Raw genomic sequence first — 25,747 nt, 5'->3', positions numbered from 1 at the left:
CCGGCGGTCCACCCCCGCCGTCCACGGGGGTGGCGACCATGTCCACGACAGTGCTGGCCGACGACACCGACTATCCGACGACCGGGCGCGCCTCGGAGGCCGACGCCGCAACGACGCGCCCACTCCTCGACGATCTGCGACGATCCATCGCCGCCAGCCAGCAGGACCTGCGGCGGGCCCAACGGCAGCTCACCGAGGCCCACGCCGATCTGGAGGGGTGGACCCACCGGCTCGTCCGCGAGGCCGGCGCCGGCGTCCCGGCCGAAACCGTGCCGGACGCCACGGAGTTCCACCGCCTCTCGGCCCGGCTGTGCGCCCGGGACGGGACGGGCTGCCGCCTCCTGCACGGCGGGACGACAGGCGCACAGGCACACGAACACCCGGTGCCACGGCCCGGCGACACCGCCCACCGCAGCGTGCTCGCCCGGGCACGACTGGAGCAGCCGGCCTTCCGGCAGGCGGTCGAGGAGGCCGCGCGATCGACCCACCGGCACCGGGTCCTGCCCCACCTGACGATCACCCTGCAGCTCGCCGACGGGGTCACACTGCTCTCCCTGCCACAACCGGACGGACCGTCGGGCCTGCTGCTCCGGCATCCGGAGCTGGTGCGGCTCGCGACCCAGTTCTTCGAGGCGGCCTGGATCGACGGGCTTCCGATGGAGGCTCGGGAGTCCACTGGTGACGACCGCCCGTCGGAGGTCCAGCTCCAGATCCTGCGACTGGCGGCGGTCGGGGCCAAGGACGACTCGATCGCCCGGAGCCTGGGGCGGAGCACCCGCTGGGTCCGGCGGCACTTCGAGCTACTGGAGGAGCAGCTCGGCGCCACCAACCGGATGAGCCTCGGCATCGCAGCCGTCCGGCGCGGCTGGATCTGATCTTGCAACTTGCGGACAGGGGCAGCTCTGCCCTGCCGCCGGGACACCCCGCCGCCTGATGATCGATGGAGGTTGATGGAAGTTCCATCGATCATCGGGGAAGGATCACCTTGCGAAGGACATCTCTGCGGCGGCTCGCCGCACTCGCGCTCAGCGCCGTGGCGCTCGTCGGCGGGCTGGTGGCCGTCCAGGCCCCGGCCGCCGCCGTGCCGGCCGGGTTCGACCACACGATCTACTGGAACAACGTCCTGTTGAAGACCTACCGGGCGGTGGGTGGTCCGCCGACCGTCCTGTCCCGCGCCGCGGCCATGATGCACCTCGCCATGTACGACGCCTCAGCCTCACTCTCCGGCGGGTCGACCTACCTGGCCAAGGTCGACCGAACCCCGAACTTCAGCTACGACGTGGACATGAACATCGACAGGGCGGCGTTCAAGGTGCTGCAGTCGGTCTTCCCCGGCCGTGACTTCACCGCCGACTACCAGGGCTCACGGGTCTACCCGCCGATCGGCGAGCCGGGGCCCGAGGGCTGGAGCACCAGCGTCGGCGAGGGCACCGCACAGAACATGATCAACGCGCGGGTGAACGACGGTTCGGCGAACAACACCGCGTACACCCCGACCATCGCCGCCGGACAGTGGCGTCCGACCGAGGCGGGCACCAGCGCGGCCAGCCCGAACTGGGGTCGGGTGAAGCCGTTCGCGCTGACCTCGTCGTCGCAGTTCCGGCCCTCGCTGCCGGGCGGCTTCCCGGACATCGCCACGATGCTCACCAGCACCGCCTATGCGGCCCAGGTGAACGACGTCCGGCGGCTCGGCGCGGCGACCGGGTCCACCCGCACCGCCGACCAGACCCAGGCGGCCTTCTTCTGGGCCAACGACCTGGACGGCACGTACAAGCCCCCGGGCCAGCTCTTCGCGCACACCCAGATCATCGCGAAGGCCAAGGGCACCACGACCGTCAAGCTCTTCGCCCTGGTCGCCATGGCCATGGCCGACGCCGCCATCGCCGCCTGGGACGCCAAGTACGAGACCGGCATCGACCTGTGGCGCCCCGACACCGCGATCGAGGAACCGCAGACCGACAGCAACTCCGGCACCACCCCCGACCCGTCCTGGCAGCCGCTCTCCACGGCGGCCAACGGAACGCACTTCTCGCCGAACTTCCCGGCGTACGTCTCCGGGCACGCCACGTTCGCCGGGGCCTGGGCGGGCATCATGAAGCGGTTCTACGGCACCGACGCGGTCACCTTCACCGCCACCACCGAGGACCCGAAGGCGGTGGGAGTGCAGCGCACCTTCACCTCCTTCTCCGCCGCGGCCAACGAGAACGCGCTCAGCCGGCTCTGGCTCGGTGTGCACTACCGGTGGGACGCGGACGCCGGGCTCGCCACCGGTGACGCGGTCGCGAACCGGGTGTTCGGCACCTACCTCCGCTGACGGCAGGCACGCGGGCCGGCGAGGATCCTCGCCGGCCCGCGTCGCCCGTCCCGGCCTCCCGGAGAAATCCCTGATCCTGGTCACCTGCGGGGCCGGTGGGTGACCGGCGGCCCTAGGCTGTGCCCCATGACCGACCAGCGCGGCGGACCCGTCGACGAGTCCTGCGTCCTGCCCGAAGGGCCGTGGACGCACCGGTTCGTCGGCGCCAACGGCAGCCGGTTCCACGTCGTCGAGGCGGGCACCGGCCCGATGGTGCTCTTCCTGCACGGCTTCCCCGAATACTGGTACGCCTGGCACGAGATGCTGCCCGCGGTCGCCGACGCGGGCTTCCGCGCGGTCGCGGTCGACCTGCGCGGTTACGGTGCGAGCGACAAGCCACCCCGGGGGTACGACGGCTACACGCTCGCCGCCGACGTCGCCGGCCTGATCCGCGCGCTCGGTGAACGGTCGGCCACCGTCGTCGGCACCGGCGCGGGCGGGCTCATCGGCTGGACCGCCGCCTCCTTCCACCCGACCCTGGTCCGCCGGCTCGTGGTGCTCGGCGCGCCGCATCCGCTGCGGCTGCGGGCGGCCATCTTCGCCGACCCGCGCGGCCAGTTCACCTCGGCCACCGCGACGCTGAAGTTCCAGCTCCCCCGCTACGAGCACGTCCTGGCCCGGGACGACGCCGCCGAGGTGGAGGAGATCCTGCGCCGGTGGGGCGGCCCGCGCTGGGTGTCCGGCCCCGACTTCGCCGACTACGCGCACTGCTGCCGGGTGGCGATGCAGATCCCGCAGGCCGCCTTCTGCGCGATGGAGGGCTACCGCTGGGCGTTCCGCTCGGTGCTGCGGCTGCACGGCTACCGCTTCGTGAAGCTGATGCAGAAGCCACTGGTCACGCCGACCCTGCAACTGCACGGCGCACTCGACCGGGCCTCGCTCCCCCGTACCGCCCAGGGCTCCGGCCGCTACGTCACCGCCCCGTACGAGTGGCGGCTGCTCGACGACGTGGGCCACTTCCCGCACGTGGAGGCGCGGGACGTGGTGCTCGGCGAGATCCTGCGCTGGGCGAAGTCCTGACTCAGACCCGCTGCTCGCCCAGGTCGGCCACCTCGGCCGCGGGCGCCCAGCCCTGGTAGACGCCGAAGTCGAACGCCTCCAGCCCCATCGCCTCGGCCACCGGCCAGCGCCCACCGGTGTACTCGACACGCAGCCAGCCCTCGTGCTCGGCCAGCACGATGAACGGCTGCCCCTGCCAGGTGCAGGTGGTCCGCACGTACGCCAGATCGTCGACCTCGGCGGCCGGCACCACCCGGACGTACCGGCCGGGGCGTACCTCGGTGAAGCCCTCGCCAGGGCCGGGCTGGTAGAGGCGGATGTCGTCGCCGTCGGGGCTGGCCTGGTACTCCCGGCCCCGCCAGCGGGCCACGTAGCCGTCGCGGCTCACGCCTCGCCCGCCTTCCGCCACAGCAGCTCGTCGGTGTCCAGGACGGCGACCAGCTTGCTGTCGCCGTCCGCGCCGACCCGCCACAGCTCGGCGCCGTGCGGGAGCCGTGCGCTGTCCACCTTGAACTCGGCGATCACGTCGCTGCTCTCCCCCGGCGCGAAGCCGTTGCCGCGGAACGGGGGCCGCTCGATCACCCAGCCCTCCATCGCCCGCATCGCCGCCTCGTTCGGACCGCCGTACGGGATCCGGTAGAGGCTCGGCCGGTAGGCGGGCCAGCGCAGCAGGTAGATCTCCTCGTCGTCCGGGGAGAACGGCGAGCCCGGGTGACCGAGGCCGAGCGCGCGGTACAGCTCCGCCGGGGTACGCAGATGCGCCAGCTCCCCGGCCCGGTGCACGAATCCGGAGACCCGGTCGTAGCCACGCTCCAGGTAGTACGCGAGCTGGCTCGCCGCGATCGCCTTCTGCATGGTCACCGGCCGGTTCGCGGCGATCGTGGGCGCCTGCGGGCGCTGTCGTTCCGCCGGCTGCGGCGCGGCGGCCGGCTCCGGGTCGTCGCCGAGGCCCACCTCGGCCGCCCAGTTGGCGAGCGCGAGGACCTGCTCCCCCGGGTACGTCGCGCCGACCGGGCTGCCCGGGTTGACCCGGAACGACCACGCCACGTCCGGCCATCTGCGGATGAGCTGGACGAACTTGACCCGTACCGTCTCGACCTGGCCCTCGGTGTGCTCGGCCAGGCGTTCCGGCGAGGTGTAGACCGAGACGCACCGCTCGCCGTCGACCTGATCGGCGTGCCAGACGAAGCCGCTGTCACCCGGCCGGCTGCCGGCGGCCGAGTCGGGCGCGACGGGCATCAGCACCCGGGCCAGCAGCAGCGTGGTGAGGAAACCGTCGGTGCTGCCGCTGCCCGCGGCGGCCAGCAGGTCCTCCTCGACGTCGTTCGCCGGTACGAACTCGGCGGGCCGGTCCGCGGTGCTCGATCCGTGACCGGCCGGCGGACCGGCTGTCGTGGCGGGGGTCGCGGTGTCCGTTGCGGGCGTGGACAGCGCCACGGTCGGCTCGCCGGGCGCGAACAGCGGCGCGGTGACCGGTTCGTCGCCGGTCGCCGGCGCGAAGAGGGAGACGGTCGGCTGCTCCGCCGGCACGGAGTCGGACAGCGAGACGGTCGGCTCGGCCGATGCCGGGCTGGTCAGTGGCGCGGTCGGGTCGTCCGGTGCGGAGTTGGACAGCGACGACGTCGACTCGGACGGCACCGGATCGAACAACGAAACGGTCGGCTCAGCCGGTGCCGGATCGAACAGCGAGACAGTCGGCTCGACCTCGACCGGGCCGGCCGCCGGCGCAGGCGACGCGGTCGGCGCCGGATCGAACAGCGAGATCGTCGGCTCGGCCGACGGCGACGACGTGAACAGCGGCGCGGTGGCGTCCGCTGCGGGAGTCGGCGACTCGAACAGCGATGTCGTCGGCTCGGACTCCGACGCGAGCGACACCGTCGGCTCGGCCTCACCCGGGCCGGCCGGCGGCACGGTCGGCTCGGCCGGCACCCGGTCGAACAACGAGACAGTCGGCTCGGCCGAGGCCGGCGGCGTGAACAGCGGCGCGGTGGCCTCGCTTGCCGGGGACGGCGACTCGAACGGCGACGTCGTGGGCTCGGACGACGACGCGAACGACACGGCCGGCTCGTCGCGCGGCGTACTCCGGTCCGTCGTGCCGGTGGTCCCGGTGTGTGCCGGCGTCGGCTCGGCGAGGTTCACCGTGTCGTCGGCGACCGGCGGGTCCGCGGAGAGCGGCATGGTCGGGTCGGTGCCGGCCCACGGCGTGGCCGCGCCCTCGGCCGGTTCCGCGCGCACCGGACCGGTCTGCTGCGCGGACCAGAGCGGTGCGGGCGCGGTCAGGTCGCGGGCCTCGATGACGGTGCCCTCGATGACGATGGGTGTGAAGTCGCGGCGTGCGGCGGGCGGCGCGGAGACCGGTTCGGCGATCGACGGGGGCAGCTCCTCCACCGGCTCGTCGATCGTCTCCCACCGCGTGGTCTCGCCCTCGGTGCCGCCCGGCGCGGCCCCCCATCCGTCGGCAGTGGCCGGTCCGGCGGCGGCAGCGGATCCGGCGTCCGTCGCAGCGGCCGGTCCGGCGTGCCTCCGGGGCAGCGCCTCGGTGGCGTCCTCGGTCGGGCGGGTCGGCCGGAACGCCTGGGTCGTCTCCTCCGACCGAGGCGCTGGCGACGGCTCGCCCGTCCGGCTCGGGAAGGCGTGGGTCCGGCCCTCGCGTACCGGCTCGTTCAGCGGCCGTCGGCGCGGGAACGGCTGCCCGCCGGCGAACCGGGTCGGCGGGGTGGCCCGGTCGCCGGCCCCGCGCGACGGGTCCAGCGGCGACGGGCGCCGGGCCGAGCGGCCACCGGACGAGGGTTCGAAGAAGGAGCGGGACGGCGGTGGGACGGCGGCCGCCGGTGGCTCGTCGGCAGGTGCCGCCGGGGCGGTGGCGAACGGGTCCGGCTCGTCGGGGCGGCGGCGCAGATCGGTGAGCCAGCCGTCGAGGGCGTCCGTGTCCGGCTCGGCGCCGGGGGCGGTCCGGCTCGGGACGTCGCTGTCCGGCGCTCGGCGGCGGGGCGGCACGGTGGGCAGCCGCCGCCCGAGGACCGAGGCGGCCCGCATCGGCACCGTGGGCGGCTCGTCGGTCTTCATCAGCCGCTCGTCCCGGCCGGGCGCGCCGGCAACCGGCGGCACGACCGGAGGCGGCACCGCGGGCGGCGGAACAGCCGGTGGCGGCACCGCGGGTGGCGGCACGACGGGAGGCGGAACCGCGGCCGGCGGGACGGCGGCATGAGGCACCGGGGCGGGCGTGACAGCGGCCGGCGCCACCGGCACGGCCGGCGGGCGGGGCGCCGCCTCGGGCACCGCGTTCCGGGCTCCCCGGGTGGCGTTCTCCACGCGTTCCAGCCGGGCGCGGGCACCCATGGTGCGGCCGGGCAGCCGGACGTCGCCCCGGGAGAGCTGAGCCACGTACCAGGCGGGCAGGTAGCCCTCGATCGGCAGGCCGGGATTGACCGCGAGCCACCACTCGGGGTTGGGCCAGCCGGTGGCCAGATCCGGGTAGGGGACGCGGCGGGTGGGCCCCGCGTTCTCCCCGAGGCTCGCGCGCAGCGCGGCGACGGAGGTGAAGGCCAGCACGTGGGTGCGCCCCCCGGAGGTCCAGGTGCCCCATCCGGCGGTCGGTCCGCTCGCGACCGGAAGCAGGAGATCGACACGGGTCAGCACCCGGAAGTACTGCTGCTGGTCCTGCGCGCGCAGCGCGTCCCGCATCGCCACCTCGGCCTCGGTGGCCGGCTCCCATCCGGTCACGGCCACCTCTCCCTCCGCGAACAGGCCACAGGCATCGCCTACAACCTACAAGGTGGCAACAAGATCAGGACTTCTGGCCATCGACGGTCGGCCTCGACGTCAGGGAGCCGATAACATCCCGTTCCGGAGCCGACACGTTACGGAGGTCGTCGATGTCTCGGCCAGTCGCGTACCCCGCCGTGGCCGCCCTGGCGACGCTCCTCGTCACGGCGGTTCCGGCCGCTCCGGCGGCGGCTCGCGCACCCACCGGCTGCGCCTCACCGCCCGCGCCGGCCCGCCCGGTGGCGGACCAGCCGTGGCCGCAGCAGCGGTACGCCCCGGACCGGCTCACCCCGCTCGCGACGGGCGCCGGGATCGTGGTCGCGGTGGTCGACTCGGGAGTGGACCGGTCCCACCCGCAGCTGGCCGGCCGGGTTCTCGACGGCGCCGACTTCCTCGACCGGGGCGGGGACGGCACCCGGGACTGCGCCGGCCACGGCACCGGGGTGGCGAGCATCATCGCCGCCGCGCCGCAGCCCGGCGTCGCGTTCCGCGGCCTCGCGCCGGACGCGCGCATCCTGCCGGTACGGGTGAGCGAGCAGCAGGTCGTCGAGGGGCGGGAGTCGGGGCGTACGGTCGACGCGGCCGGGTTCGCCCGGGCCATCCGCTGGGCCGTGGATCAGGACGCCGACGTGCTCAACCTCTCGGTGGTGCTGTACGCGGACGACCCGGCCGTGCGCGCCGCCGTCGCCTACGCGGTCCGGCGGGACGTGGTCGTGGTGGCCGCCGCCGGGAATCTGCACGACAACGGTGATCCCCGGCCCTATCCGGCGGCGTACGACGGGGTGCTCGGCGTCGGCGCGATCGGGCGGGACGGGACACGCTCGGCGTTCTCCCAGACCGGCTCGTACGTGGACGTGGTCGCCCCGGGCAGCGAGGTGCTGATGGCGGCACCTCGGTCGGGGCACCAGCGGGCGGAGGGGACCAGCTACGCCACTCCGTTCGTGGCGGGTACGGCGGCGCTGCTGCGCCAGTACCGGCCCCGGCTGCGCGCGGACGAGGTGGCCGGTCGGATCGTGGCCGCCGCCGACCCGGCGCCGGGGCGGGACGCGGGTTACGGCGCGGGGGTGCTCAATCCGTACCGGGCGGTGACCGAGTCGGCCGGCGCGACCGATTCGCGCACCCGGCCGGGAGCGGCGCTTCCCGCCGACCGGCCGGATCCGGCCGCGCTGGCCCGCCAGTCCCGCCGGGACTCGGCCCGGGACCGGGCGCTGCCGGCCGCCGCCGTCGCGGGCGGGGCGGTGGCACTGGTGGCGGCGCTCGCCCTGGTGCTGCCGCGCGGCGCGCGCAGGCGCTGGCGGGCGGCCGGCCCGGCGGCTCCGAGATGACCGGCGGTCACGTGCGACGCCGCGCGGCCCGGGTCACCTGCCCGGGCCGCGCGGCGTCGGCTCACTGGAACAGGTTGGCGTTGCGCTTCTCGGTGTCGAGGTAGTCGGTCGCGGAGTCCGCCACCGCGAGCTTGATGTCACGCAGCATCGCCTGGAGATCCTGGGAGGCGGCCCGCCACCGGGACTGCCGCACCTCGTACGCCTCGCGGGCCTCGCCGTTCCAGCTCGCCACCAGCGGGGCGGCGTCGCGTTCGAGCTGACCGAGCTGGCTCTCCAGCGTGGACAGCGCCCGTTGGATGTCGGCGCCCGCCTGTTGCAGGGCGGCGAAGTTGACGACCAGCACACCGTGCTCCATGGATTCGATCCTTCCGGTTGTCAGAGCGGCAGCTGGATGCCGCGGTTGGTGCCCGCCACCCGGCCGGCGGCCTCGGTGTCGGAGACGTCGTACTGCCGGCCCGCGGTGCGGATCGCGTTGGCGGTCTCGCGCAGCGCCCGGTGAAGGGCGGCCTGGTCCTGCGCCCACTGCTGCTTGACCTGCGCGAACGAGCGCCCACCGGCACCCCGCCAGGCCTGCTGCAACACCTCCAGCTCGGCCATCAGGCCGCTGAGCATGGTCTGGAGCGACTGGTCGACCTGCTCGAACTTCGCGGCGGTCTGCTGCATCACAGCGGCTTCTGCCTGGGTCTGGGACATCCCGGACGTCACCTCGTCTCCTCGGTCGTGGCTGGTCACCGTGTGACCACCGTGGACTCGTCGGCGGGGGCCCGGGGCCGGTGAAGGGGGAAGCCCGGCGGCGGCGGACACGCAACTCGACGATTTCGTCGCTGACGGTAGCCGTCCGACTTCGGTTCTGCTACCCCTTCGGGCTCCCCTGTGGACAACTCGCCCATTACGATGAGCCACGGCAGCGTCACGCGGAGGTCCGGCGAGGAGGTGCGGTGACCGCCAGCACGTCCGAGCGGCCCGCGTCCGTCGCGGTCCGCACGCCACAGTGGACGAGCCGTCCGACGGCACGGCTGCGCGCCGGCCAGATCGTCGCGACCCAGATCGCGGCGGCAGTGCTGATCGCGGCCGTCGGGCGGGGTGTCGTGCCGACGGCCGTCGCGCTGCTGTCGGCGGCCCTGCTGCTTCCCGCCGCGTGGGTGCGGGTGCGCGGCCGCTGGCTCCACGAGTGGCTCGCCACCGCCGCCGCGTACCTGACCCGGCGGCGCGCGCTGCCACCGGCGGCCGATCCGGCGGCGCTGCTGGCGCTGCTCCGGCCGGGGGCGGTGGTCGGCGCGACGGAGGCGTCCGGTGGGGCGGCCGTGCTGCACGACGCCGACGGGCTGACCGCGTTGCTGGAGCTGGGCGACCCGGACGACCTGCTCGGCGACCACGCGCACGAGCTGCCCTCGCCGTTCGGCCTGCTTCCGCCGGCCGGGCCGGACGCCCCCGCGATCCGGCTGCGACTGGTGTTCTCGTCCTCGCCGGCACCCGCGCCCGCTGTGGCCGGCGGTCCGGCCGGGACGTCGTACCGCCAGCTCACCGACGGGCGGGTGGCCGGGCGGGCGCGCGTGGTGCTGGCCGTCCAGGTGCTGCGCGCCGACGGCTGGCCGGATGAGGACCTGTTGCGGGCGTTGTCCGGCACCCTGCGGCGGCTCGTCCGCCGGCTCGGCCCGCTCGGCGCCCGGCCGCTGGGTGGCGACGCGGCGTCGCGGGTGGTCGCCGAACTGGCCCACCACGAGCCCGGCGCCCCGGTGCGGGAGACCTGGCCCCAGCTCACAGTGGGTGGCCTGACGCAGGCCACCTGGCGACTGCGCCGGTGGCCGGATCCGCGCGGCGAGGCGGCGCGAGGGCTGGTGGGCCGGTTGCTCGCGCTGCCGGCCACCGCCACCACAGTCGCGCTCACGGTCGGTCCGCGCACGGGCGCGGCGCCGGTCCCGGCCGATCTTGCGGTACGGGTGGCGGCCGGGAGCGCGGCCGAGCTGTCGACGGCGGAACGCACGCTGCGCCGGGTCGCCGGTGACGTCGGCGGCGAGTTGCGCCGGCTCGACGGTGAGCACCTGGCCGGGCTGGCCGCGACGCTGCCGTTGGCGGTGACCGGTGCGGCCGCGTCCCCCGCCGGGTCGCCCCCGCCCGTGCTGGACCTGCCCCCGGCCGCCGCGGGCCTGATGGTGGGCGCGAACCGGCACGGCGCCGCGCTCACCGTCCGCCTGTTCCGGCCGGCCACGACGCGGGTGCTGCTCGTCGGCGGCGTGCCCGCGGCGCAACTGCTCGTGCTGCGGGCGCTGGCGCTCGGCGCGCGCGTGGTGGTGCAGACCGGCCGTCCCCGGATCTGGGAACCGTTCGTGCGGGGTGTCGGGACGGTCGGCGGCGGCGTACCGCTGCTCCCGCCGGGTCGTCCGGTCGGTGGCGCGCCCGGCTCGCCGCTGCATCCGCTGCTGGTGGTGGTGGACGCCGGCCCGGTGCCGCCGGAGGCCGGACCGGCAGCCGCCTGGCAGTCGGTGCTGGTGGTCCGTGACGAGCTGACCCCGGCCGATACTCCCGCGCTGGCCCGCGCCGACCTGGCGATCCTCCAGCCGCTCGACCCGGACGAGGCCGCGCTCGCGGGCGCGGCGCTGGGCCTGGGCGGCTCCGCGGAGTGGCTGACCCGGATCCGCGACGACATGGTGGCGGTGGTCAACCGGCGGGCCCTGCGCTGGGCGCTGCTCTCGCCCACACCTGTCGAGTCGCAACTGGTCGGTCGTCCGGCCCGGCACTGACGGAACGCGCCGCCGGGCGACTTCCCCTGGTGGTACGGCCGTGGCACGATCCCGGCCATGGATTTCCTGAAGGGTCTTCTGATTCGCGTGGGTTCGACGGCGGTGGCGTTCTGGCTCGCCACCCTGCTCATCCCGGGCATCTCGCTCGACTCCGACTCGGCCACCGAGACGGTGATCACGCTGGTGCTCGTCGCGGTCATCTTCGGCGTGGTGAACGCGGTGCTCCAGCCGATCATCAAGACCGTGGGGTGCGGCTTCTACCTGCTGACCCTCGGCCTGATCGCGCTGGTCGTGAACGGCCTGCTCTTCCTGCTCACCAGCTGGATCGCCGGTGAGGCCGGGCTGCCCTTCCACGTGGACGGGTTCTGGCCGGAGGCGGTGCTGGGCGCGCTCTTCGTCGGCATCGTCACCTGGATCCTCGGCGCCGTCCTCGACCGCGACTGACGTCCGGGCCCGGCCGGTCGCCGTGGCGGCCGGCCGGGGTCACCAGGCCAGCAGTAGGGAATTGGCTGGCGAGAGGGCCCGGTGGCGGTACTAGCCTCGGCCGCGTGTTCACAGTGACCCGCGCGGACGGTTACGAGATCAGCACCGACCCGGACCGGATCGACCTGGACCGGGTGCACGTCTGGCTCGCCACCGACGCGTACTGGGCGCTGGGGCGGGAGCGGGAGACGGTGGCGCGCGCCTTCGCCGGCTCGATCGGCTTCGGCGTCTACCGGCCCGGCGACGGACGGCAGGTGGCGGTCGCCCGCGTGGTCACCGACGGGGCCACGTTCGCCTGGCTCTGCGACGTGTACGTGGACCCGGCCGAGCGGGGTCGCGGGCTGGGCACCTGGCTGGCCGGCGCGGTCCGCGACCACCTGAACGAGCTGGGCGTACGCCGGATCCTGCTGGCCACGCTCGATGCGCACGGGGTCTACGCGAAGATCGGTTTCCGGCCGGTCGCGCCGGATCGGTGGATGGAGCTGGACCAGCGGGTGACGCCGGTCACCGATAAGGACCAGTGCAGCGATCCACCACTTACGGTGGAGCGGTGAACCAGCTCCGGCTCGGCTACCTGTACGGCGTCGGCGCGTACCTGATCTGGGGTTTCTTCCCGATCTACCTGAAGCTGCTGCGCCCGGCCGGGCCGGTGGAGATCCTCGCGCACCGGATCCTCTGGTCGGTGGCGTTCGTGGCGTTGCTGCTGGCCGCGACGCGGCACGCCGGCTTCCTGCGCAAGCTGGCCCGGCGGCCGCGGGCGCTCGTCGGCATCGGGCTCGCCGCCGCGCTGATCGCCGTCAACTGGGGTACGTACATCTACGGCGTGAACTCCGACCGGGTGGTGGAGACGGCGCTCGGCTACTTCATCAACCCGCTGGTGTCGGTGCTGTTCGGCGTGCTGGTGCTGCGGGAACGCCTGCGCCGGGCCCAGTGGGCGGCGCTCGGCGTCGGCGCGCTCGCGGTCGCGGTACTCACCGTCGACTACGGCCGTCTGCCCTGGCTGGCGCTCACGCTGGCGTTCAGCTTCGCCGGATACGGCCTGGTCAAGAAGCAGCTCGCGCTGCCCGCCACGGAAGGGCTGTTCGTCGAGTCGGCGGTGCTGGCGCTGCCCGCCCTGGCGTACCTGGGGTGGCTGTCGGCACGCGGTGACTCGACGTTCGGGCACGTGTCGGCCGGGCACACCGCGCTGCTGGTGCTCGCCGGCGCCGCCACCGCGATCCCGCTGCTGCTGTTCGCCGGGGCGGCGAACCGGCTGCCGCTGTCCACTGTCGGCATGCTGCAGTACCTCGCGCCGATCCTCCAGCTCGGCTGCGGCGTGCTGATCTTCCACGAGCCGATGCCGCCGGCCCGGCTGGCCGGCTTCGCCCTGGTCTGGCTCGCCCTGGTGGTCTTCACCGCCGACGCCCTGCGCCACTCCCACCGCACCCGCGTAGCCGCCCGCACCCCCACCCCCGTCCCCACCTCCACCCCCACCCCGTCTCGCTGATCTTGCACTTGCCGCCCCGGCGAAAGGGACGAAAAGGCCGCGCCGAGGGCCGAGAGTGCAAGATCAACGGGGAGAGCGGGCGGGAGAGTGAGGGCGACGGGCGGGGTCAGCGGAGGTCGTAGGCCAGGACGGGGGCGTTTGTTCCTCGGAGCAGCTCCAGGCGGACCAGTTCGCCCTTGGTGAAGCGGGTGACGCCGGAGAAGCGCAGGTCGTCGCCGGGGGCCGCGAGCCAGGAGCCGATCTGCTCCGTCGCGCCGTCCGGGCCGTGCGCCACCAACCGGAACGTGTACGCCTCCCGGTGCCCGGCCCTCCTGTCGTACCCGCAGTGCATGGTGACCTCGGTGCCCCACGGCGTCTCGGTCAGCCCCACCTCGGCGTGCACCGGCACCGTCCCGGCCACCGGCCGCATGGAGGCCAGCGCCACCGGCGGCTTCGACGGCTCGGCGGGCGACTGCACGAGCCCCACCCCGACGCCCGCCAGCACGGCGAGCGCGGCGGCGGCGAGCGCTGTCAGTGCGTACCGTCGGCGGGAGCGGGACCGGTCGCGGCGCTTGCGCTCGCGCGCGGCGTCGAGCAGCGCGGGCACCCGCGACGTCTCCGGCCCGACCTCCAGGAACTGTTCCAGCCCGGCCGGGTCGAGCCGGCCCAGCAGGCCGGGCAGCACGGCGATCTCGGCCACCGCCTCCCGGCACTGCGCGCACCCGGCCAGGTGCCGCTCGTAGGCGACCCGGTCCGCCGGTGCGAGGGCACCGAGCACGTACGCCCCGTCGTCGTGCGCGAACTCGCAGCGTGTCACCCGGTCACCCCCATCTCGGCCAGCGCCAACCGTAGTGAGCGCAGCGCGTAGTGGGTGCGCGACTTCACCGTGCCCGGTGGTACGCCCAGCCGCGCCGCCGCCTCCGCCACCGAACGCCCCTGGTAGAAGCACTCGACCAGCACCTCCCGGTGCGTCGGGCTGAGCCGGTTGAGCGCCTCGGCGACCGTCCACGCCTCCACCGCGCGCTCGGTCTCGTCGACCGTCTCGGCGGTCTCGGGCAGTTCGTCCGTGTAGACCTCGCCGACCCGGGCCGAGCGCCGCCGCCAGGCGTCGATGGCGAGGTTCCGCGCGGTGGTGAACAGCCAGGCGCGTACCGAGCCGCGTCGCGGGTCCAGCGACTCGGGGTGCCGCCAGGCGCGCAGCAGCGTCTCCTGTACGAGATCCTCGGCCCTGGGCCGATCGCCGTTGACCAGCCGCAGGGCGTGCGCGTACAGCGCGTCGGCATGCTCGTCGTGCAGCGCGCGCAGCAGTTGGGCGTCGTGGTCACTGATGGCGGTACCTCGCTTCCGGCGGCGGGGAAACCGGCGATGCGTTCGCCCTTCCATACGTGCCGTGACGCCGAACGGTTCATCCGCAGGTCAGCGCGGAGCTGTTCACGTCCGGTTCAGGTCCGGGCCGATCGCCGCTCACCGTGCCCTGGCAGCGTCCGGCGGGTGAGCGCGCGAGCCGATCACCCGCGCGCCTTCCGACGTTGAAATCAGGAGGCTCCACCACATGAGCGACCGGCCTCGCCTGCTTCCGCTGCTCGGTGGCACCCGCCACGGCAGCCGCGACGCGATGACCTGTCTGTACCGGTGCGGCAACGCGTGTGACCACCCGGTGCCGAACCCGACCGACAACCCGTACTTCGGGGACGTGGTCGGCACCGAGATCTCCCGGCGCGGCGTGGTCCGGGCCGGCGCGGTCGGCGCGCTGGTGCTCGGCTTCGGCGGCGCCGCCGCGGGCGCGCTCGCCGGCGCCGCGCCGGCCGCCGCCGCGCCCGCCGCCCCGCCGGTTCCCGGCGGCGGCGAGGTGCCGCCCGCCGGGGCGGGCCGCCCTGGTAGCGGCGCGCTGACGTTCAAGCCGATCCCGCCGAACAAGCTCGACACCCTCGTGGTCCCCAACGGGTACGACCACTCCGTCGTGATCCGCTGGGGTGACGAGGTCGTGCCCGGCGCACCCGCGTTCGACCTGGGCCGGCAGACCGCCGCCGCCCAGTCGAAGCAGTTCGGCTACAACAACGACTTCGTCGGCGTGCTGCCGATCGACCGTCGGCGCGCGCTGCTCGTGGTGAACCACGAGTACACCAACGAGGACCTGATGTTCCCCGGCTTCACCGGCCAGGACGCGCTCACGGTCGAGCAGGTACGGGTGGCGATGGCCGCGCACGGCATGTCAGTGGTGGAGCTGGAGCGGGTGGAGAACACCGGGCAGTGGCGGCCGGTACGGCGTGGCCGGCGGGAGTACAACCGCCGGGTCACCGCGCTGGCCACGAAGTTCGAGCTGACCGGCCCGGCCGCCGGCTCGGCGTGGCTGCGTACCGCCGCCGACCCGAAGGGCCGGACCGTGATCGGCACGCTCAACAACTGCGCCGGTGGCGTCACCCCGTGGGGCACTGTGCTCTCCGGCGAGGAAAACTTCAACCAGTACTTCGTCGGCGGCGACGGCGCGCCGGAGGAGCAGAAGCCGAAGCTGGCCCGGTACGGCATCCCGACCGACGTGCGCCACCCGAGCGGCAGCCGCAAGTGGGAGCGGGCGGACGAGCGCTTCGACCTGGCCCGGCACCCCAACGAGGCGAACCGGTTCGGCTGGGTCGTCGAGATCGACCCGTTCGACCCGCAGGCCAAGCCGCGCAAGCACACCGCGCTGGGCCGGTTCAAGCACGAGGGCGCGAACGTCATCGTGGCGCGCAACGGCCGGGTGGTCGCGTACATGGGCGACGACGAGCGCTTCGACTACCTCTACAAGTTCGTCTCGGACAAGAAGTTCATGCCGGGGAAGTCCTCGGTGGCGCGGCGGCACAACCTGACGCTGCTGGAGTCGGGCACGCTCTACGTCGCGAAGATCGAGGGCGACAGCCCGGCCGCCGAGATCGACGGTTCCGGCACGCTCCCGGCCGACGGCGGCTTCGGTGGCCGCGGCCGCTGGATCAAGCTGGTCAGCGGCAACCGCTCGTACGTCGACGGCATGACCGCCGCGGACGTGCTCACCTTCACCCGGCTGGCCGGGGACAAGGTCGGCGCGACGAAGATGGACCGGCCCGAGGACGTCGAGCCGAGCCTGCTCACCGGCAAGGTCTACGTGGCGCTGACGAACAACAGCGACCGCGGCAAGGCCGGCAAGGCGCCCGCCGACGAGGCGAACCCGCGCAACAGCAACAAGCACGGGCAGATCCTGGAGCTGGTCGAGGACCGCGGCGACAACACCGCCGAGACCTTCGCCTGGTCGCTGCCGATCGTCTGCGGCGACCCGGCCGACGCGTCGACCTACTTCGCCGGGTACGACAAGACGAAGGTCTCCCCGATCTCCTGCCCGGACAACGTCGCCTTCGACGCCACCGGCAACCTGTGGATCTCGACCGACGGCAACGCGCTGGGCAGCAACGACGGCCTGTTCGCCACCGCCGTCGAGGGTCCGGAGCGGGGCCACCTGAAGCAGTTCCTCACCGTGCCGCTCGGCGCGGAGACCTGCGGCCCGTTCATCACCGGCGACAACCGCTCGGTCTTCGTGGCGGTGCAGCACCCGGGCGAGGTCACCGGCGCGTCGGTGGAGAACCCGGCCTCCACCTGGCCGGACGGCGACTTCGCCAAGCCCGGCGTGGTGGTCACCTGGCGCCTCGACGGCGGCCCGGTCGGTAGCTGACCCACCCCGGGGGCGGTCCGGCGCTGGACCGCTCCCGCGAGGGGCCGCCGACCCACCAGGTCGGCGGCCCTTCGTCAGTTCTCGGAGGCCACCTCGTCCGCGACGGCACGCGGCTCGTCAGTTCTCCGAGGCGATCCCGTCGGCGATGGCCCGCGCGGCGGTGAGCAGCTTGGCGCGGACCACCCGGGCCGAGGTCATCATCTCGCCGGCCGGCAGCGCGCACGCCAGCACGACCCGGCGCTCGATGTCCTTGTCCGGGCTGACGAGCACCGCGGCACACGCCACGCCCTGCCGGAACTGCCCGAGTTCGAGCTGCATGCCGCGACGGTCACCGGCGGCCAGGTCCGCCTCGAACGCCTCGACGGTGGTGAGGGTGGCGGTGGTGAACGGGCGCATGCCGTACTCGCGCAGGTAGCGGAAGCGCTGTTCGGTGGTGAGCGTGGCGAGCAGGCTCTTGCCCAGCGCGGTGGCGTGCGCGCCCTCGTCGAAGCCCGGCACCAGGTCTTCCATGTAGGGCGAGCGCGGCCCTTCGGCGGACGCGGTCACCGCCACCTGTCCGCCGACGAAACGGCCGAGGTAGTGGCTCCAGCCGGTGTCGGTCGCCGCGCGGCGCAGCGCCTCGCCCACCGCCGGCGGCCCCCGGAACGCGGTGACCAGCTCGCGGTAGCGGTCGGCCACCTCCAACCCCACGATGTACGTCCCGTCCTCGCGCCGGATCACGTAGCCCTCGTACGCGAGCGTGCGCACCAGGTGGTACGTGGTGGCCACTGTCAACTCGCAGCGCCGGGCGATCTGCTTCACGGTGAGCCCTCTCGGCGCACGGCCGACCGACTCGAGCACTCGAAGCGCGCGGGACACGCTTCGGATCAGGTCCGAAGGTTCCGCCAGGGGGTCGCGCACAACCACCTCCGCCGCCGGGGACTTACACCATATGAAAAACCGGCCGAGTGCGAAATGCCTGTTCGGATGGAGGATGCCAGAAGACCGGACACAGACCGTGTGCCGACGGACACGATGAGCAGCCAAAACGTTCCGGCGTAAGGTGTGCTCGCGATGACCGAAACTGTTTCGCGAACCGACCCGCCGAAGGCCCGACACGCCGTCTCCGTGGGCGCGGGCGCCACCCTCACCACGATCGTGTGCGTTCTGCCCGTCTTCCTGGTCGGCGGTCTCGCCGTACAGCTCGCGGACGAACTCCGCTTCAGCCCGGCCGGGCTGGGCCTGGCCGTCTCGATCTACTTCGGCGTGAGCGCGCTCGCCTCGGTGCCCTCCGGCGCCCTGGTCGAGCGCTTCGGCCCGGCCCCGGTCGCCCGGGCCGCCATCCTGCTCTCCGCCGCCTCGCTGCTGGCAGTGGCCGGGCTGGCCCGGTCGTACCCGGTCCTGGTGGCGCTGCTGGCCCTCAGCGCCGCCGCCAACGCCCTCGGGCAGCTCGCCAGCAACGCGGCGCTCGCCGAGCACGTACCCGCCCACCGGCAGGGCCTCTCGTTCGGCGTGAAGCAGGCCGCCGTACCGGCCGCCACGCTGCTGGCCGGTCTGGCGGTCCCCACTGTCGCGCTCACCGCCGGCTGGCGCTGGGCCTTCGTGGCCGCAGCGGTGGCCGCGCTGGCCGTGCTGCCGGCCGTACCCCGGGCCGGGCGGGACCGGCGGGCCCGGACCGCCTCCGGCCGTCGCAACGGTGGCACCGGCCCGCTCGTGGTGATCGGGCTGGCCGCGACGCTCGCGGCGGCCGCGGCGAACGCCCTCGGCACGTTCCTGGTGGACTCGTCGGCGGCGCGCGGCCTCTCCCCCGGCCTGGCCGGCCTGACGCTGACCCTGGGCAGCGTGGTGTGCGTGCTCGCCCGGGTGGGCCTCGGCTGGCTGGCCGACCGGCGCACCAGCGGGCACGTCGGACTGATCGCCGGAATGCTGCTGACCGGCTCGATCGGCCTGATCCTGCTCGCGGTGGCCGGTTCGGCACCGCTGGTCGCGGGCGTGGTGCTCGGCTTCGGTCTCGGCTGGGCCTGGCCGGGGCTGATGAACTTCGCCGTGGTCCGGCTCCACCCGCAGGCACCGGCCGCCGCCACCTCGATCACCCAGACCAGCGTGTACGCGGGCGGCTGCCTGGGACCGCTCGGCCTGGGCGCGCTGGCCGGCGCGGCGGGCTACCCGGCGATGTGGCTGACGGCCGCCGCGGCGATGCTCCTGGCCGCCCTCCTGATGCTGCTCGGCGCCCGCCTCCTACGCCCCACCTGATCGCCGCCCCGTCCCCGCCCCACCCCGCCCGACCCCTCGCGTCGATCATGAGGTTGGCGGCGCGACACGCCGTCCCCGAGCCCGTCAACCTCATGATCGACGGGGCGGCCGGGGGGGGCGGCAGGCGGTGCGGTGGGGTGGGGTGGGGTGGGGAGGGGGTCAGCTGGTGCGGTCGGCGATGTAGTCGCAGAGGGACTCCAGCGCGCGACGCGCCGGGCCCTCGGGGAGCGGGGCCAGCCGGGCCCGTGCGTCCTCGGCGTAGCTGCGCACCGTCTCCCGGGCCCGCTTGAGCGCCGGGGACTCCCGCAGCAGGCCCAGCGCCTCGGCGTGCAGCGCGTCGTCCACCAGCGGGCCGGTGGCCAGGATCTCGCGCAGCCGTACGCTCGCCGCGTCCGCGTCGTCGGAGGCCATCGCGTAGAGCACCGGCAGGGTGGGTACGCCCTCGCGCAGGTCGGTGCCGGGCGTCTTGCCGGACTGGACCGACTCGCTGGCGATGTCCAGCAGGTCGTCGGAGAGCTGGAACGCGACGCCGATGATCTCGCCGTACTCGGCCAGGGCCTCGACGTGCTCGGGCGACGCGCCGCCGAACATGCCGCCGAAGCGGGCCGACGTGGCGATCAGCGAGCCGGTCTTCTCGGCGATCACGTGCAGGTAGTGCGCGACCGGGTCGGTGTCCCGCGGGCCGACCGTCTCGGCGATCTGGCCGTGCACCAGGCGGGCGAACGTGCGCGCCTGGAGGCGTACCGCCTCGGGGCCCAGGTCGGCGGCGATGTCCGCGGCCCGGGCGAAGAGGTAGTCGCCGACCAGGATGGCGACCGAGTTGGTCCAGCGGGAGTTGGCGCTCGGGGCGCCACGCCGCACCGCGGCCTCGTCCATCACGTCGTCGTGGTAGAGCGTCGCCAGGTGGGTGAGCTCCATCACCACGGCGGCGGGGACGACCTGGTCGGCGTCCGGGTCGCCGAACTGCGCGCCGAGCGCCACCAGAAGCGGACGGAACCGCTTGCCGCCGGCCTCGACCAGGTGCCGGGAAGCCTCGGTCACCAGCGGGTCGGCGCTCGCCACGCTCGCCCGCAGGCTCGCCTCGACCCGGTCGAGCACGCCCAGCACGGAGGCTTCGACGCGCGGTTCGGCGAGGTGCAGGCCGAGCGCGCCGAACTGACCTAAACGCTCGCCAGCCGGGTTCGCCACGTCCTCAACCATGCCACACCCGTTCGACCTGCTCGTCGACGGGGATACGGGCCGGGGGCCGGTACGCCACGGCGTACCGGCCCCCGGTGGGATCACGTCTGTCATCTGACGAATTCGGCGGCACCGGTGGTCAGGTCGAGCAGCGGGCCGGGCACCACGCCGAGGACCAGCGTGGCGAGCACGCCGATGACCAGCGCGGCCGAGGTGAGCGCGCCCGGCACGGTCACCGTCGGGGTGGACTCGCCCGGCTCGGACAGCCACATCATCACCACGACCCGCAGGTACGGGAAGGCCAGCACCATGCTGGTCAGCACGCCGGCGATCACCAGCCACGCCTGGTTCGCCTCCAGGGCCGGGCCGAAGACCGCGAACTTGCTGGTGAACCCGCTGGTCAGCGGGATACCGGCGAAGGCCAGCAGGATGAACGTGAAGATCGCCGCGAAGAACGGCGAGCGGCGGCCCAGCCCGGCCCAGCGGGACAGGTGGGTGGCCTCCCCGTCGGCGTCGCGCACCAGCGTCACCACGGCGAACGCGGCGAGCACCGAGAAGCCGTACGCGGCCAGGTAGAACATGGTGCCGGAGAGCCCTTCACGGCTCGGCGCCAGCACACCGACGAGCAGGTAACCGGCGTTGGCGATCGACGAGTACGCCAGCAGGCGCTTGATGTCGGTCTGGGTGACCGCCAGCACCGCGCCGACCAGCATGGTCAGCACCGCGATCGCGCCGAGCACCGGGGTGAAGTCCCAGGAGGCCCCGGCGAACGCCACGTGGAAGACGCGCAGCAGCGCCCCGAACGCGGCGACCTTGGTGCAGGCCGCCATGAAGCCGGTGACCGGCGTCGGCGCGCCCTGGTAGACGTCCGGCGTCCAGACGTGGAACGGCGCGGCGGCGGCCTTGAACAGCAGGCCGATGGCGAGCAGCGCCATGCCGGCGAACAGCAGCACCGGGCTGGACGGCGACTCGGTGACCGCGGCGTGCACGGTGGCGAAGTCGACGCCGGCCGCGCGGCCCGGGATCCCGGAGGTGAAGCCGTAGATCAGGGCGACACCGAACAGGAAGAACGCCGAGGCGTACGCGCCGAGCATGAAGTACTTCAGCGCCGCCTCCTGGCTCAGCAGACGCCGGCGGCGGGCCAGCGCGCAGAGCAGGTAGAGCGGCAGGGAGAAGACCTCCAGCGCGACGAACATGGTCAGCAGGTCGTTCGCCGCCACGAAGATCAGCATGCCGCCGATCGCGAACGACATCAGCGGGTAGACCTCGGTGGCGCCACCGACGCCCTCGGCCTGCCGCCGGTCCTCCGCCGACTCGGCGGTGACAGCGGCGTGCGCCACGAACGCGCCGCCCCGCTCGACAGTGCGCTCGCCGACGAGCAGCAGCGCCATCACGGCGAGCACCAGGATGGCGCCCTGCAGGAACAGCGTCGGGCCGTCGATCGCGATGGCGCCGCCGATGGTGATCAGCCGGTCGTCGGCGTTCAGGATCACCATGACGATCGCGGCGAGCATCGCCACCAGGGCGAGCCCGAGCTGCACCGCGTTGCGCAGGCGGCGCGGTACGAACGCCTCGACCAGGACCCCGAGCAGCGCCGCGCCCAGCATGATCAGGATCGGAGCGAGCGCCCCGTAGTCGATCGACGGCAGCCTCAGTTCACTCACTTCGCAGCCTCCTGGACGCTGCCGACCTCAGGGGCGGGATCGGACTTGCCGACGTCCTGCATGGTCGCCTGGACGGCGGGGTTGATGACATCGGTGACCGGCTTGGGATAGAAGCCGAGCAGCACGATCAGCGCGATCAGCGGCGCGACGACCACCTTCTCGCGCAGGGTGAGGTCGCGGCGCATGCCCTCGACCTCGGTCAGCGCCGGGTTCAGCGTGCCCTGCGTGGTGCGCTGCACCATCCACAGCACGTACGCCGCCGCCAGGATGATGCCGAGCGTGGCGATCACCGCGACCGGCTTGTTGACGGTGAACGTGCCGATCAGCACCAGGAACTCGGAGACGAACGGCGCGGTACCGGGCAGCGCCAGCGAGGCGAGACCGGCGAAGAAGAGCACACCGGCCAGCACCGGCACCAGCTTGCCCGCGCCGCCGAAGTCGCTGATCAGCGCCGAGCCGCGCCGGGCGATCAGCATGCCGACCACCAGGAACAGCAGGCCGGTGGCCAGTCCGTGGTTGAGCATGTAGAGCACCGCGCCGGTGCCGGCCTGGGTGGTGAACGCGAAGATGCCGACGCCGATGAACCCGAAGTGCGCGATCGAGGTGTACGACACCAGCCGCTTCAGGTCGTTCTGGCCGACCGCCAGCAGCGCCGCGTAGATGATGCCGATGACGCCGAGCGCGAGCGCCCACGGCGCGAACCAGCGCGACGCCTCCGGGAACAGCGGGAGGCAGTAGCGCAGGATGCCGAACGTGCCGACCTTGTCCAGCACGCCGACCAGCAGCGCGGCGGCACCGGCCGGCGCCGCGCCACCGGCGTCCGGCAGCCAGGTGTGGAACGGGAAGAACGGCGCCTTGATCGCGAAGGCGACGAAGAAGCCGAGGAACAGCCAGCGGGCCGTGTCGGTGGCGAACTCGGCCTGGCTCAGCGCCTGCCAGTCGAAGGTCTTCCCGCCGACCACCCAGAGGCCGATCACCGCGGCCAGCATGAACAGACCGCCGACCAGCGAGTAGAGGAAGAACTTCACCGCCGCGTACTGCCGCTGGTGGCCGCCGTAGCTGCCGATCAGGAAGTACATCGGCACCAGCATGACCTCGAAGAACACGTAGAACAGGAAGACGTCGGCGGCGGCGAAGACGCCGATCATCGTGCACTCGAGGACGAGCAGCAGCGCGAAGTACGCGGGCACCGAGCGCTTCGACGCCTCGGCGTCGTGCCAGGACGCCAGGATCACCAGCGGCACCAGGATCGCGATCAGCATCAGCATGACCAGCGCGATGCCGTCCACCTCGAAGGTGAAGCTCACACCCCAGTTCGGGATCCACGGGTACGACTCGCGGAACTGGAACCGGTCACCGCCGGCGGAGAAGGCGAACCACATCACCACCGACAGCACCAGCACCAGCAGCGACCAGCCGAACGCGACCAGCTTGGCCAGGTCCGGGCGGCTGCGGGGCAGCAGTGCCACCACCAGGGCGCCGACCAGCGGCGCCACGGTCAGCACCGAGAGGAACGGGAAGTTGGACATTATTCGGCCTTACCTCCGTCGTGACTGCGTGGCCCGCCGGCGGGGGCGGCCGCGTTGAGGTCGATCACGCCAGCCACCCCGCCTGCACCGCCAGGAACGCCGCCACCACGAGCAGCGCGCCGGTCAGGATCGAGGTCGCGTACGACCGCACGAAGCCGGTCTGGAGCCGCCGGAGCCGGCCCGAGCCCCCGCCCACGGCGGCGGCCAGGCCGTTGACCAGCCCGTCGACGCCCCGGTTGTCGAGGAACACCAGCGCCCGGGTGAGGAAGATGCCCGGCTTCTCGAAGACCGCCTCGTTGAAGGCGTCCGTGTAGAGGTTCCGGCGCGCGGCGGTTACCACCACGCCGGCCGGCTGCGGCTCGGTGGCCGTACCGGAGCGGAACAGGAACCAGGCCAGCCCGGCGCCCAGCACGGTGACCAGCAGCGACAGCGCGGTGAGCAGCCAGTGCGCCAGTACCGGCGCGTGCTCCCCGCTCTCGGCGCCGAGCCCGTTGGTGGCGGTGAGCCAGTCCGGCACGGAGGTGGCGAGCAGGAAGCCCGCGCCGACCGAGCCGATCGCCAGCAGGATCAGCGGAATGGTCATCAGCTTCGGCGACTCGTGCGGGTGCTCGATGTCCTCGGTCCAGCGCTTCGGGCCGTGGAACGTGAGCACAAACAGCCGCGTCATGTAGAACGCGGTGAGCCCGGCGCCGAGCAGCGCGGCCATGCCGAACAGCCAGGCCGTCCAGCCCTCCCGCTCGAACGCGGCCACGATGATCGGCTCCTTGGAGAAGTAGCCGGAGAACGGGAACATGCCGATGATGGCGAGCCAGCCCATCATGAACGTCAGCCAGGTGACCTTCATGTACTTGGACAGCCCGCCGAAGCGGCGGATGTCCACCTGGTCGTTCATGCCGTGCATGACCGAGCCGGCGCCGAGGAACATGTTGGCCTTGAAGAAGCCGTGCGCCAGCAGGTGCACGATGGCCAGCGCGTACGCGGCACCACCGAGGCCGACGCCCAGGAACATGTAGCCGATCTGGCTCACCGTCGACCAGGCCAGCACGCGCTTGATGTCGTCCTTGGCCGCGCCGATGATGCAGCCCATCAGCAGCGTGAGCGCGCCGACGCTGACCACCACGAGCTGGAGCGTCTCGTTGGCCGAGAAGATCGCGTTGGAGCGGGCGATCAGGTAGACGCCCGCGGTGACCATGGTGGCCGCGTGGATGAGCGCGGACACCGGGGTCGGGCCCTCCATCGCGTCCGGCAACCACGCCTGGAGCGGGAACTGGCCGGACTTGCCGGCCGCGCCGAGCAGGAGCAGCAGGCCGAGCACCAGCACGGTGGTCGAGGTCAGCGAGCCGACCCCGTTGAACACCTCGTCGTACTGGGTGGTGCCGAGCATGGCGAACATGATGAAGATGCCGATGGCCAGGCCGGCGTCGCCGACCCGGTTCATCAGGAACGCCTTCTTGCCGGCGGTGGCGGCGCTGGGCCGGCCGTACCAGAAGGAGATCAGCAGGTACGACGCCAGGCCGACGCCCTCCCAGCCGAAGTAGAGCATCACGTAGTTGTTGCCGAGCACCAGCAGGAGCATGGCGGCGACGAACAGGTTGAAGTACGCGAAGAACAGCCGCCGGCCCGCGTCGTGCGCCATGTACTCCACGGCGTAGAGGTGGATCAGGAAGCCCACCCCGGTGATCAGCAGGACGAAGACCGCGGCCAGCGGGTCGAAGAGCAGACCGAAGTCCACCTTCAGGTTGCCGACCGCCATGAAGTCCCAGAGGCTCAGCTCGACCTGCTTGTTCTCCAGCCCGCGGAGCTGGAAGAAGTAGGTGAGCCCGAGCACGAAGGCGGCGCCGATGGCGCCCACGCCCAGCCAGTGGCCCCAGCGGTCGGCCCGCTTGCCGAGCAGCAGCAGGATCGCCGCGCTGACCAGCGGGATCGCCACCAGCAGCCAGACACTGCCCAGCATCCCGTCCGCCGTGGCGAAGGTGACGGCTTCGGCTGGCTCAGACTGGGCGATCGTCAGAATCTGTTCCACCACGAGCCCCTCAGTACTTCAGCAGGTTGGCGTCGTCGACGCTGGCCGAGCGCCGGGTCCGGAAGATCGCCATGATGATCGCGAGCCCGACCACGACCTCGGCCGCCGCCACCACCATCACGAAGAACGCCATGATCTGGCCGTTCAGGTCGCCGTTGATCCGGCTGAACGTGACCAGGGTCAGGTTGGCCGCGTTGAGCATCAGCTCGATGCACATGAACAGCACGATCGCGTTGCGCCGGACCAGCACGCCCACGGCGCCGATGGTGAACAGCACCGCCGCGAGGATGAGGTAGTAGTCCGGGGTCAC

At 73.2% G+C, this 25,747-nt stretch carries 22 protein-coding genes; 10 read left to right on the top strand and 12 right to left on the bottom strand.

The genetic code is table 11. The features are described 5' to 3' along the window. Positions 1-38: 38 nt before the first annotated feature. The 3 genes from ACN27D_RS16680 to ACN27D_RS16670 all read left to right on the top strand — a co-directional run bounded on the left by ACN27D_RS16680 (position 39) and on the right by ACN27D_RS16670 (position 3,373). Entirely contained in the window at positions 39-875 is an 837-nt protein-coding gene (locus tag ACN27D_RS16680) for a helix-turn-helix transcriptional regulator (RefSeq protein WP_421499439.1), read from the top strand. 110 nt (positions 876-985) lie between these two features. Beyond that, complete coding sequence (locus tag ACN27D_RS16675; protein WP_358191775.1) at positions 986-2,314, top strand: vanadium-dependent haloperoxidase; 1,329 nt, start codon at positions 986-988, stop codon at positions 2,312-2,314. 126 nt (positions 2,315-2,440) lie between these two features. After that, positions 2,441-3,373, top strand: coding sequence for an alpha/beta fold hydrolase (locus ACN27D_RS16670; RefSeq protein WP_120572059.1), 933 nt, complete (start codon positions 2,441-2,443; stop codon positions 3,371-3,373). Position 3,374: 1 nt separating this feature from the next. Here the strand turns inward: ACN27D_RS16670 and ACN27D_RS16665 are convergent, their stop codons facing one another. Both ACN27D_RS16665 and ACN27D_RS16660 read right to left on the bottom strand, forming a co-directional pair. Continuing rightward, positions 3,375-3,740 (bottom strand): hypothetical protein, encoded by a 366-nt coding sequence (locus ACN27D_RS16665; protein WP_121684991.1) that lies wholly within the window; start codon positions 3,738-3,740, stop codon positions 3,375-3,377. Then, positions 3,737-7,075, bottom strand: coding sequence for an SseB family protein (locus tag ACN27D_RS16660; protein WP_421499438.1), 3,339 nt, complete (start codon positions 7,073-7,075; stop codon positions 3,737-3,739). The genes ACN27D_RS16665 and ACN27D_RS16660 overlap by 4 nt, the downstream gene beginning before the upstream one ends. Before the next feature lie 152 nt (positions 7,076-7,227). On the opposite strand from ACN27D_RS16660, the gene mycP reads away from it, so the two are divergent. After that, positions 7,228-8,442, top strand: coding sequence for a type VII secretion-associated serine protease mycosin (gene mycP, locus ACN27D_RS16655; RefSeq protein WP_421499437.1), 1,215 nt, complete (start codon positions 7,228-7,230; stop codon positions 8,440-8,442). Positions 8,443-8,503: 61 nt separating this feature from the next. Here mycP and ACN27D_RS16650 read toward each other — a convergent pair whose 3' ends face one another. Then, the gene (locus ACN27D_RS16650) at positions 8,504-8,797 is read right to left on the bottom strand and encodes a WXG100 family type VII secretion target (protein ID WP_120572062.1); all 294 of its coding nucleotides are present in this window, start codon (positions 8,795-8,797) and stop codon (positions 8,504-8,506) included. Between the two features lie 20 nt (positions 8,798-8,817). Next, complete coding sequence (locus tag ACN27D_RS16645) at positions 8,818-9,135, bottom strand: WXG100 family type VII secretion target (protein ID WP_120572063.1); 318 nt, start codon at positions 9,133-9,135, stop codon at positions 8,818-8,820. A gap of 245 nt (positions 9,136-9,380) precedes the next feature. On the opposite strand from ACN27D_RS16645, the gene eccE reads away from it, so the two are divergent. From eccE to rarD, 4 genes are all read left to right on the top strand, one after another. Further along, on the top strand, positions 9,381-11,183 hold the full coding sequence (eccE, locus tag ACN27D_RS16640) for a type VII secretion protein EccE (RefSeq protein ID WP_421499436.1): 1,803 nt from the start codon (positions 9,381-9,383) through the stop codon (positions 11,181-11,183). A 57-nt stretch (positions 11,184-11,240) separates the two neighbouring features. After that, positions 11,241-11,627 carry a phage holin family protein gene (locus tag ACN27D_RS16635; RefSeq protein ID WP_013283623.1) on the top strand — a complete coding sequence of 129 codons (387 nt, stop codon included), beginning with the start codon at positions 11,241-11,243 and terminating at the stop codon, positions 11,625-11,627. Between the two features lie 104 nt (positions 11,628-11,731). Further along, a complete protein-coding gene (locus ACN27D_RS16630; RefSeq protein WP_421499435.1) occupies positions 11,732-12,220 on the top strand; it encodes a GNAT family N-acetyltransferase in 489 nt (162 codons plus the stop codon). Further along, complete coding sequence (gene rarD / locus ACN27D_RS16625) at positions 12,217-13,152, top strand: EamA family transporter RarD (protein ID WP_421499434.1); 936 nt, start codon at positions 12,217-12,219, stop codon at positions 13,150-13,152. Before ACN27D_RS16630 ends, rarD begins: the two co-directional genes overlap by 4 nt. 106 nt (positions 13,153-13,258) lie before the next feature. Here the strand turns inward: rarD and ACN27D_RS16620 are convergent, their stop codons facing one another. After that, positions 13,259-13,948: an anti-sigma factor family protein gene (locus ACN27D_RS16620; RefSeq protein WP_120572067.1), complete on the bottom strand. Its 690-nt coding sequence runs from the start codon at positions 13,946-13,948 to the stop codon at positions 13,259-13,261. Next, the gene (locus ACN27D_RS16615) at positions 13,945-14,514 is read right to left on the bottom strand and encodes a sigma-70 family RNA polymerase sigma factor (RefSeq protein ID WP_013283619.1); all 570 of its coding nucleotides are present in this window, start codon (positions 14,512-14,514) and stop codon (positions 13,945-13,947) included. The genes ACN27D_RS16620 and ACN27D_RS16615 overlap by 4 nt, the downstream gene beginning before the upstream one ends. A 169-nt stretch (positions 14,515-14,683) precedes the next feature. Between ACN27D_RS16615 and ACN27D_RS16610 the strand changes: the two genes are divergently transcribed. Continuing rightward, the gene (locus ACN27D_RS16610; protein ID WP_421499433.1) at positions 14,684-16,810 is read left to right on the top strand and encodes a PhoX family protein; all 2,127 of its coding nucleotides are present in this window, start codon (positions 14,684-14,686) and stop codon (positions 16,808-16,810) included. Between the two features lie 117 nt (positions 16,811-16,927). On the opposite strand, the gene ACN27D_RS16605 is transcribed toward ACN27D_RS16610, so the two are convergent. After that, positions 16,928-17,710 (bottom strand): IclR family transcriptional regulator, encoded by a 783-nt coding sequence (locus ACN27D_RS16605; RefSeq protein ID WP_120572069.1) that lies wholly within the window; start codon positions 17,708-17,710, stop codon positions 16,928-16,930. A 153-nt stretch (positions 17,711-17,863) separates the two neighbouring features. On the opposite strand from ACN27D_RS16605, the gene ACN27D_RS16600 reads away from it, so the two are divergent. Beyond that, complete coding sequence (locus ACN27D_RS16600) at positions 17,864-19,042, top strand: MFS transporter (RefSeq protein ID WP_421499432.1); 1,179 nt, start codon at positions 17,864-17,866, stop codon at positions 19,040-19,042. Between the two features lie 159 nt (positions 19,043-19,201). Here the strand turns inward: ACN27D_RS16600 and ACN27D_RS16595 are convergent, their stop codons facing one another. The 5 genes from ACN27D_RS16595 to nuoK form a co-directional block, all read right to left on the bottom strand. After that, complete coding sequence (locus ACN27D_RS16595; RefSeq protein WP_421499431.1) at positions 19,202-20,242, bottom strand: polyprenyl synthetase family protein; 1,041 nt, start codon at positions 20,240-20,242, stop codon at positions 19,202-19,204. A gap of 89 nt (positions 20,243-20,331) precedes the next feature. Continuing rightward, the gene (gene nuoN, locus ACN27D_RS16590) at positions 20,332-21,885 is read right to left on the bottom strand and encodes an NADH-quinone oxidoreductase subunit NuoN (RefSeq protein WP_120572071.1); all 1,554 of its coding nucleotides are present in this window, start codon (positions 21,883-21,885) and stop codon (positions 20,332-20,334) included. Next, complete coding sequence (locus ACN27D_RS16585; RefSeq protein ID WP_120572072.1) at positions 21,882-23,414, bottom strand: NADH-quinone oxidoreductase subunit M; 1,533 nt, start codon at positions 23,412-23,414, stop codon at positions 21,882-21,884. Before ACN27D_RS16585 ends, nuoN begins: the two co-directional genes overlap by 4 nt. A 64-nt stretch (positions 23,415-23,478) precedes the next feature. Next, a complete protein-coding gene (nuoL, locus tag ACN27D_RS16580) occupies positions 23,479-25,440 on the bottom strand; it encodes an NADH-quinone oxidoreductase subunit L (protein ID WP_120572073.1) in 1,962 nt (653 codons plus the stop codon). Positions 25,441-25,447: 7 nt separating this feature from the next. Next, complete coding sequence (gene nuoK, locus ACN27D_RS16575; RefSeq protein ID WP_013283611.1) at positions 25,448-25,747, bottom strand: NADH-quinone oxidoreductase subunit NuoK; 300 nt, start codon at positions 25,745-25,747, stop codon at positions 25,448-25,450.

Origin of the sequence: Micromonospora sp. WMMD1274, from assembly GCF_049179035.1 — a bacterium.
GTDB classification, from domain to species: Bacteria; Actinomycetota; Actinomycetes; order Mycobacteriales; family Micromonosporaceae; genus Micromonospora; species Micromonospora tulbaghiae.
This window is presented reverse-complemented; position numbering and strand designations above follow the sequence as displayed.

Bases quoted from the DNA above. Each gene is read 5' to 3' on its own strand.
- ACN27D_RS16600 (WP_421499432.1), top strand. From the start codon at position 17,864: ATGACCGAAACTGTTTCGCGAACCGACCCGCCGAAGGCCCGACACGCC.
- ACN27D_RS16635 (WP_013283623.1), top strand. From the start codon at position 11,241: ATGGATTTCCTGAAGGGTCTTCTGATTCGCGTGGGTTCGACGGCGGTG.
- ACN27D_RS16670 (WP_120572059.1), top strand. From the start codon at position 2,441: ATGACCGACCAGCGCGGCGGACCCGTCGACGAGTCCTGCGTCCTGCCC.
- ACN27D_RS16680 (WP_421499439.1), top strand. From the start codon at position 39: ATGTCCACGACAGTGCTGGCCGACGACACCGACTATCCGACGACCGGG.
- ACN27D_RS16610 (WP_421499433.1), top strand. From the start codon at position 14,684: ATGAGCGACCGGCCTCGCCTGCTTCCGCTGCTCGGTGGCACCCGCCAC.
- ACN27D_RS16650 (WP_120572062.1), bottom strand. From the start codon at position 8,797: ATGGAGCACGGTGTGCTGGTCGTCAACTTCGCCGCCCTGCAACAGGCG.
- ACN27D_RS16595 (WP_421499431.1), bottom strand. From the start codon at position 20,242: ATGGTTGAGGACGTGGCGAACCCGGCTGGCGAGCGTTTAGGTCAGTTC.
- ACN27D_RS16645 (WP_120572063.1), bottom strand. From the start codon at position 9,135: ATGTCCCAGACCCAGGCAGAAGCCGCTGTGATGCAGCAGACCGCCGCG.
- mycP (WP_421499437.1), top strand. From the start codon at position 7,228: ATGTCTCGGCCAGTCGCGTACCCCGCCGTGGCCGCCCTGGCGACGCTC.
- ACN27D_RS16615 (WP_013283619.1), bottom strand. From the start codon at position 14,514: ATGGAAGGGCGAACGCATCGCCGGTTTCCCCGCCGCCGGAAGCGAGGT.
- ACN27D_RS16585 (WP_120572072.1), bottom strand. From the start codon at position 23,414: ATGTCCAACTTCCCGTTCCTCTCGGTGCTGACCGTGGCGCCGCTGGTC.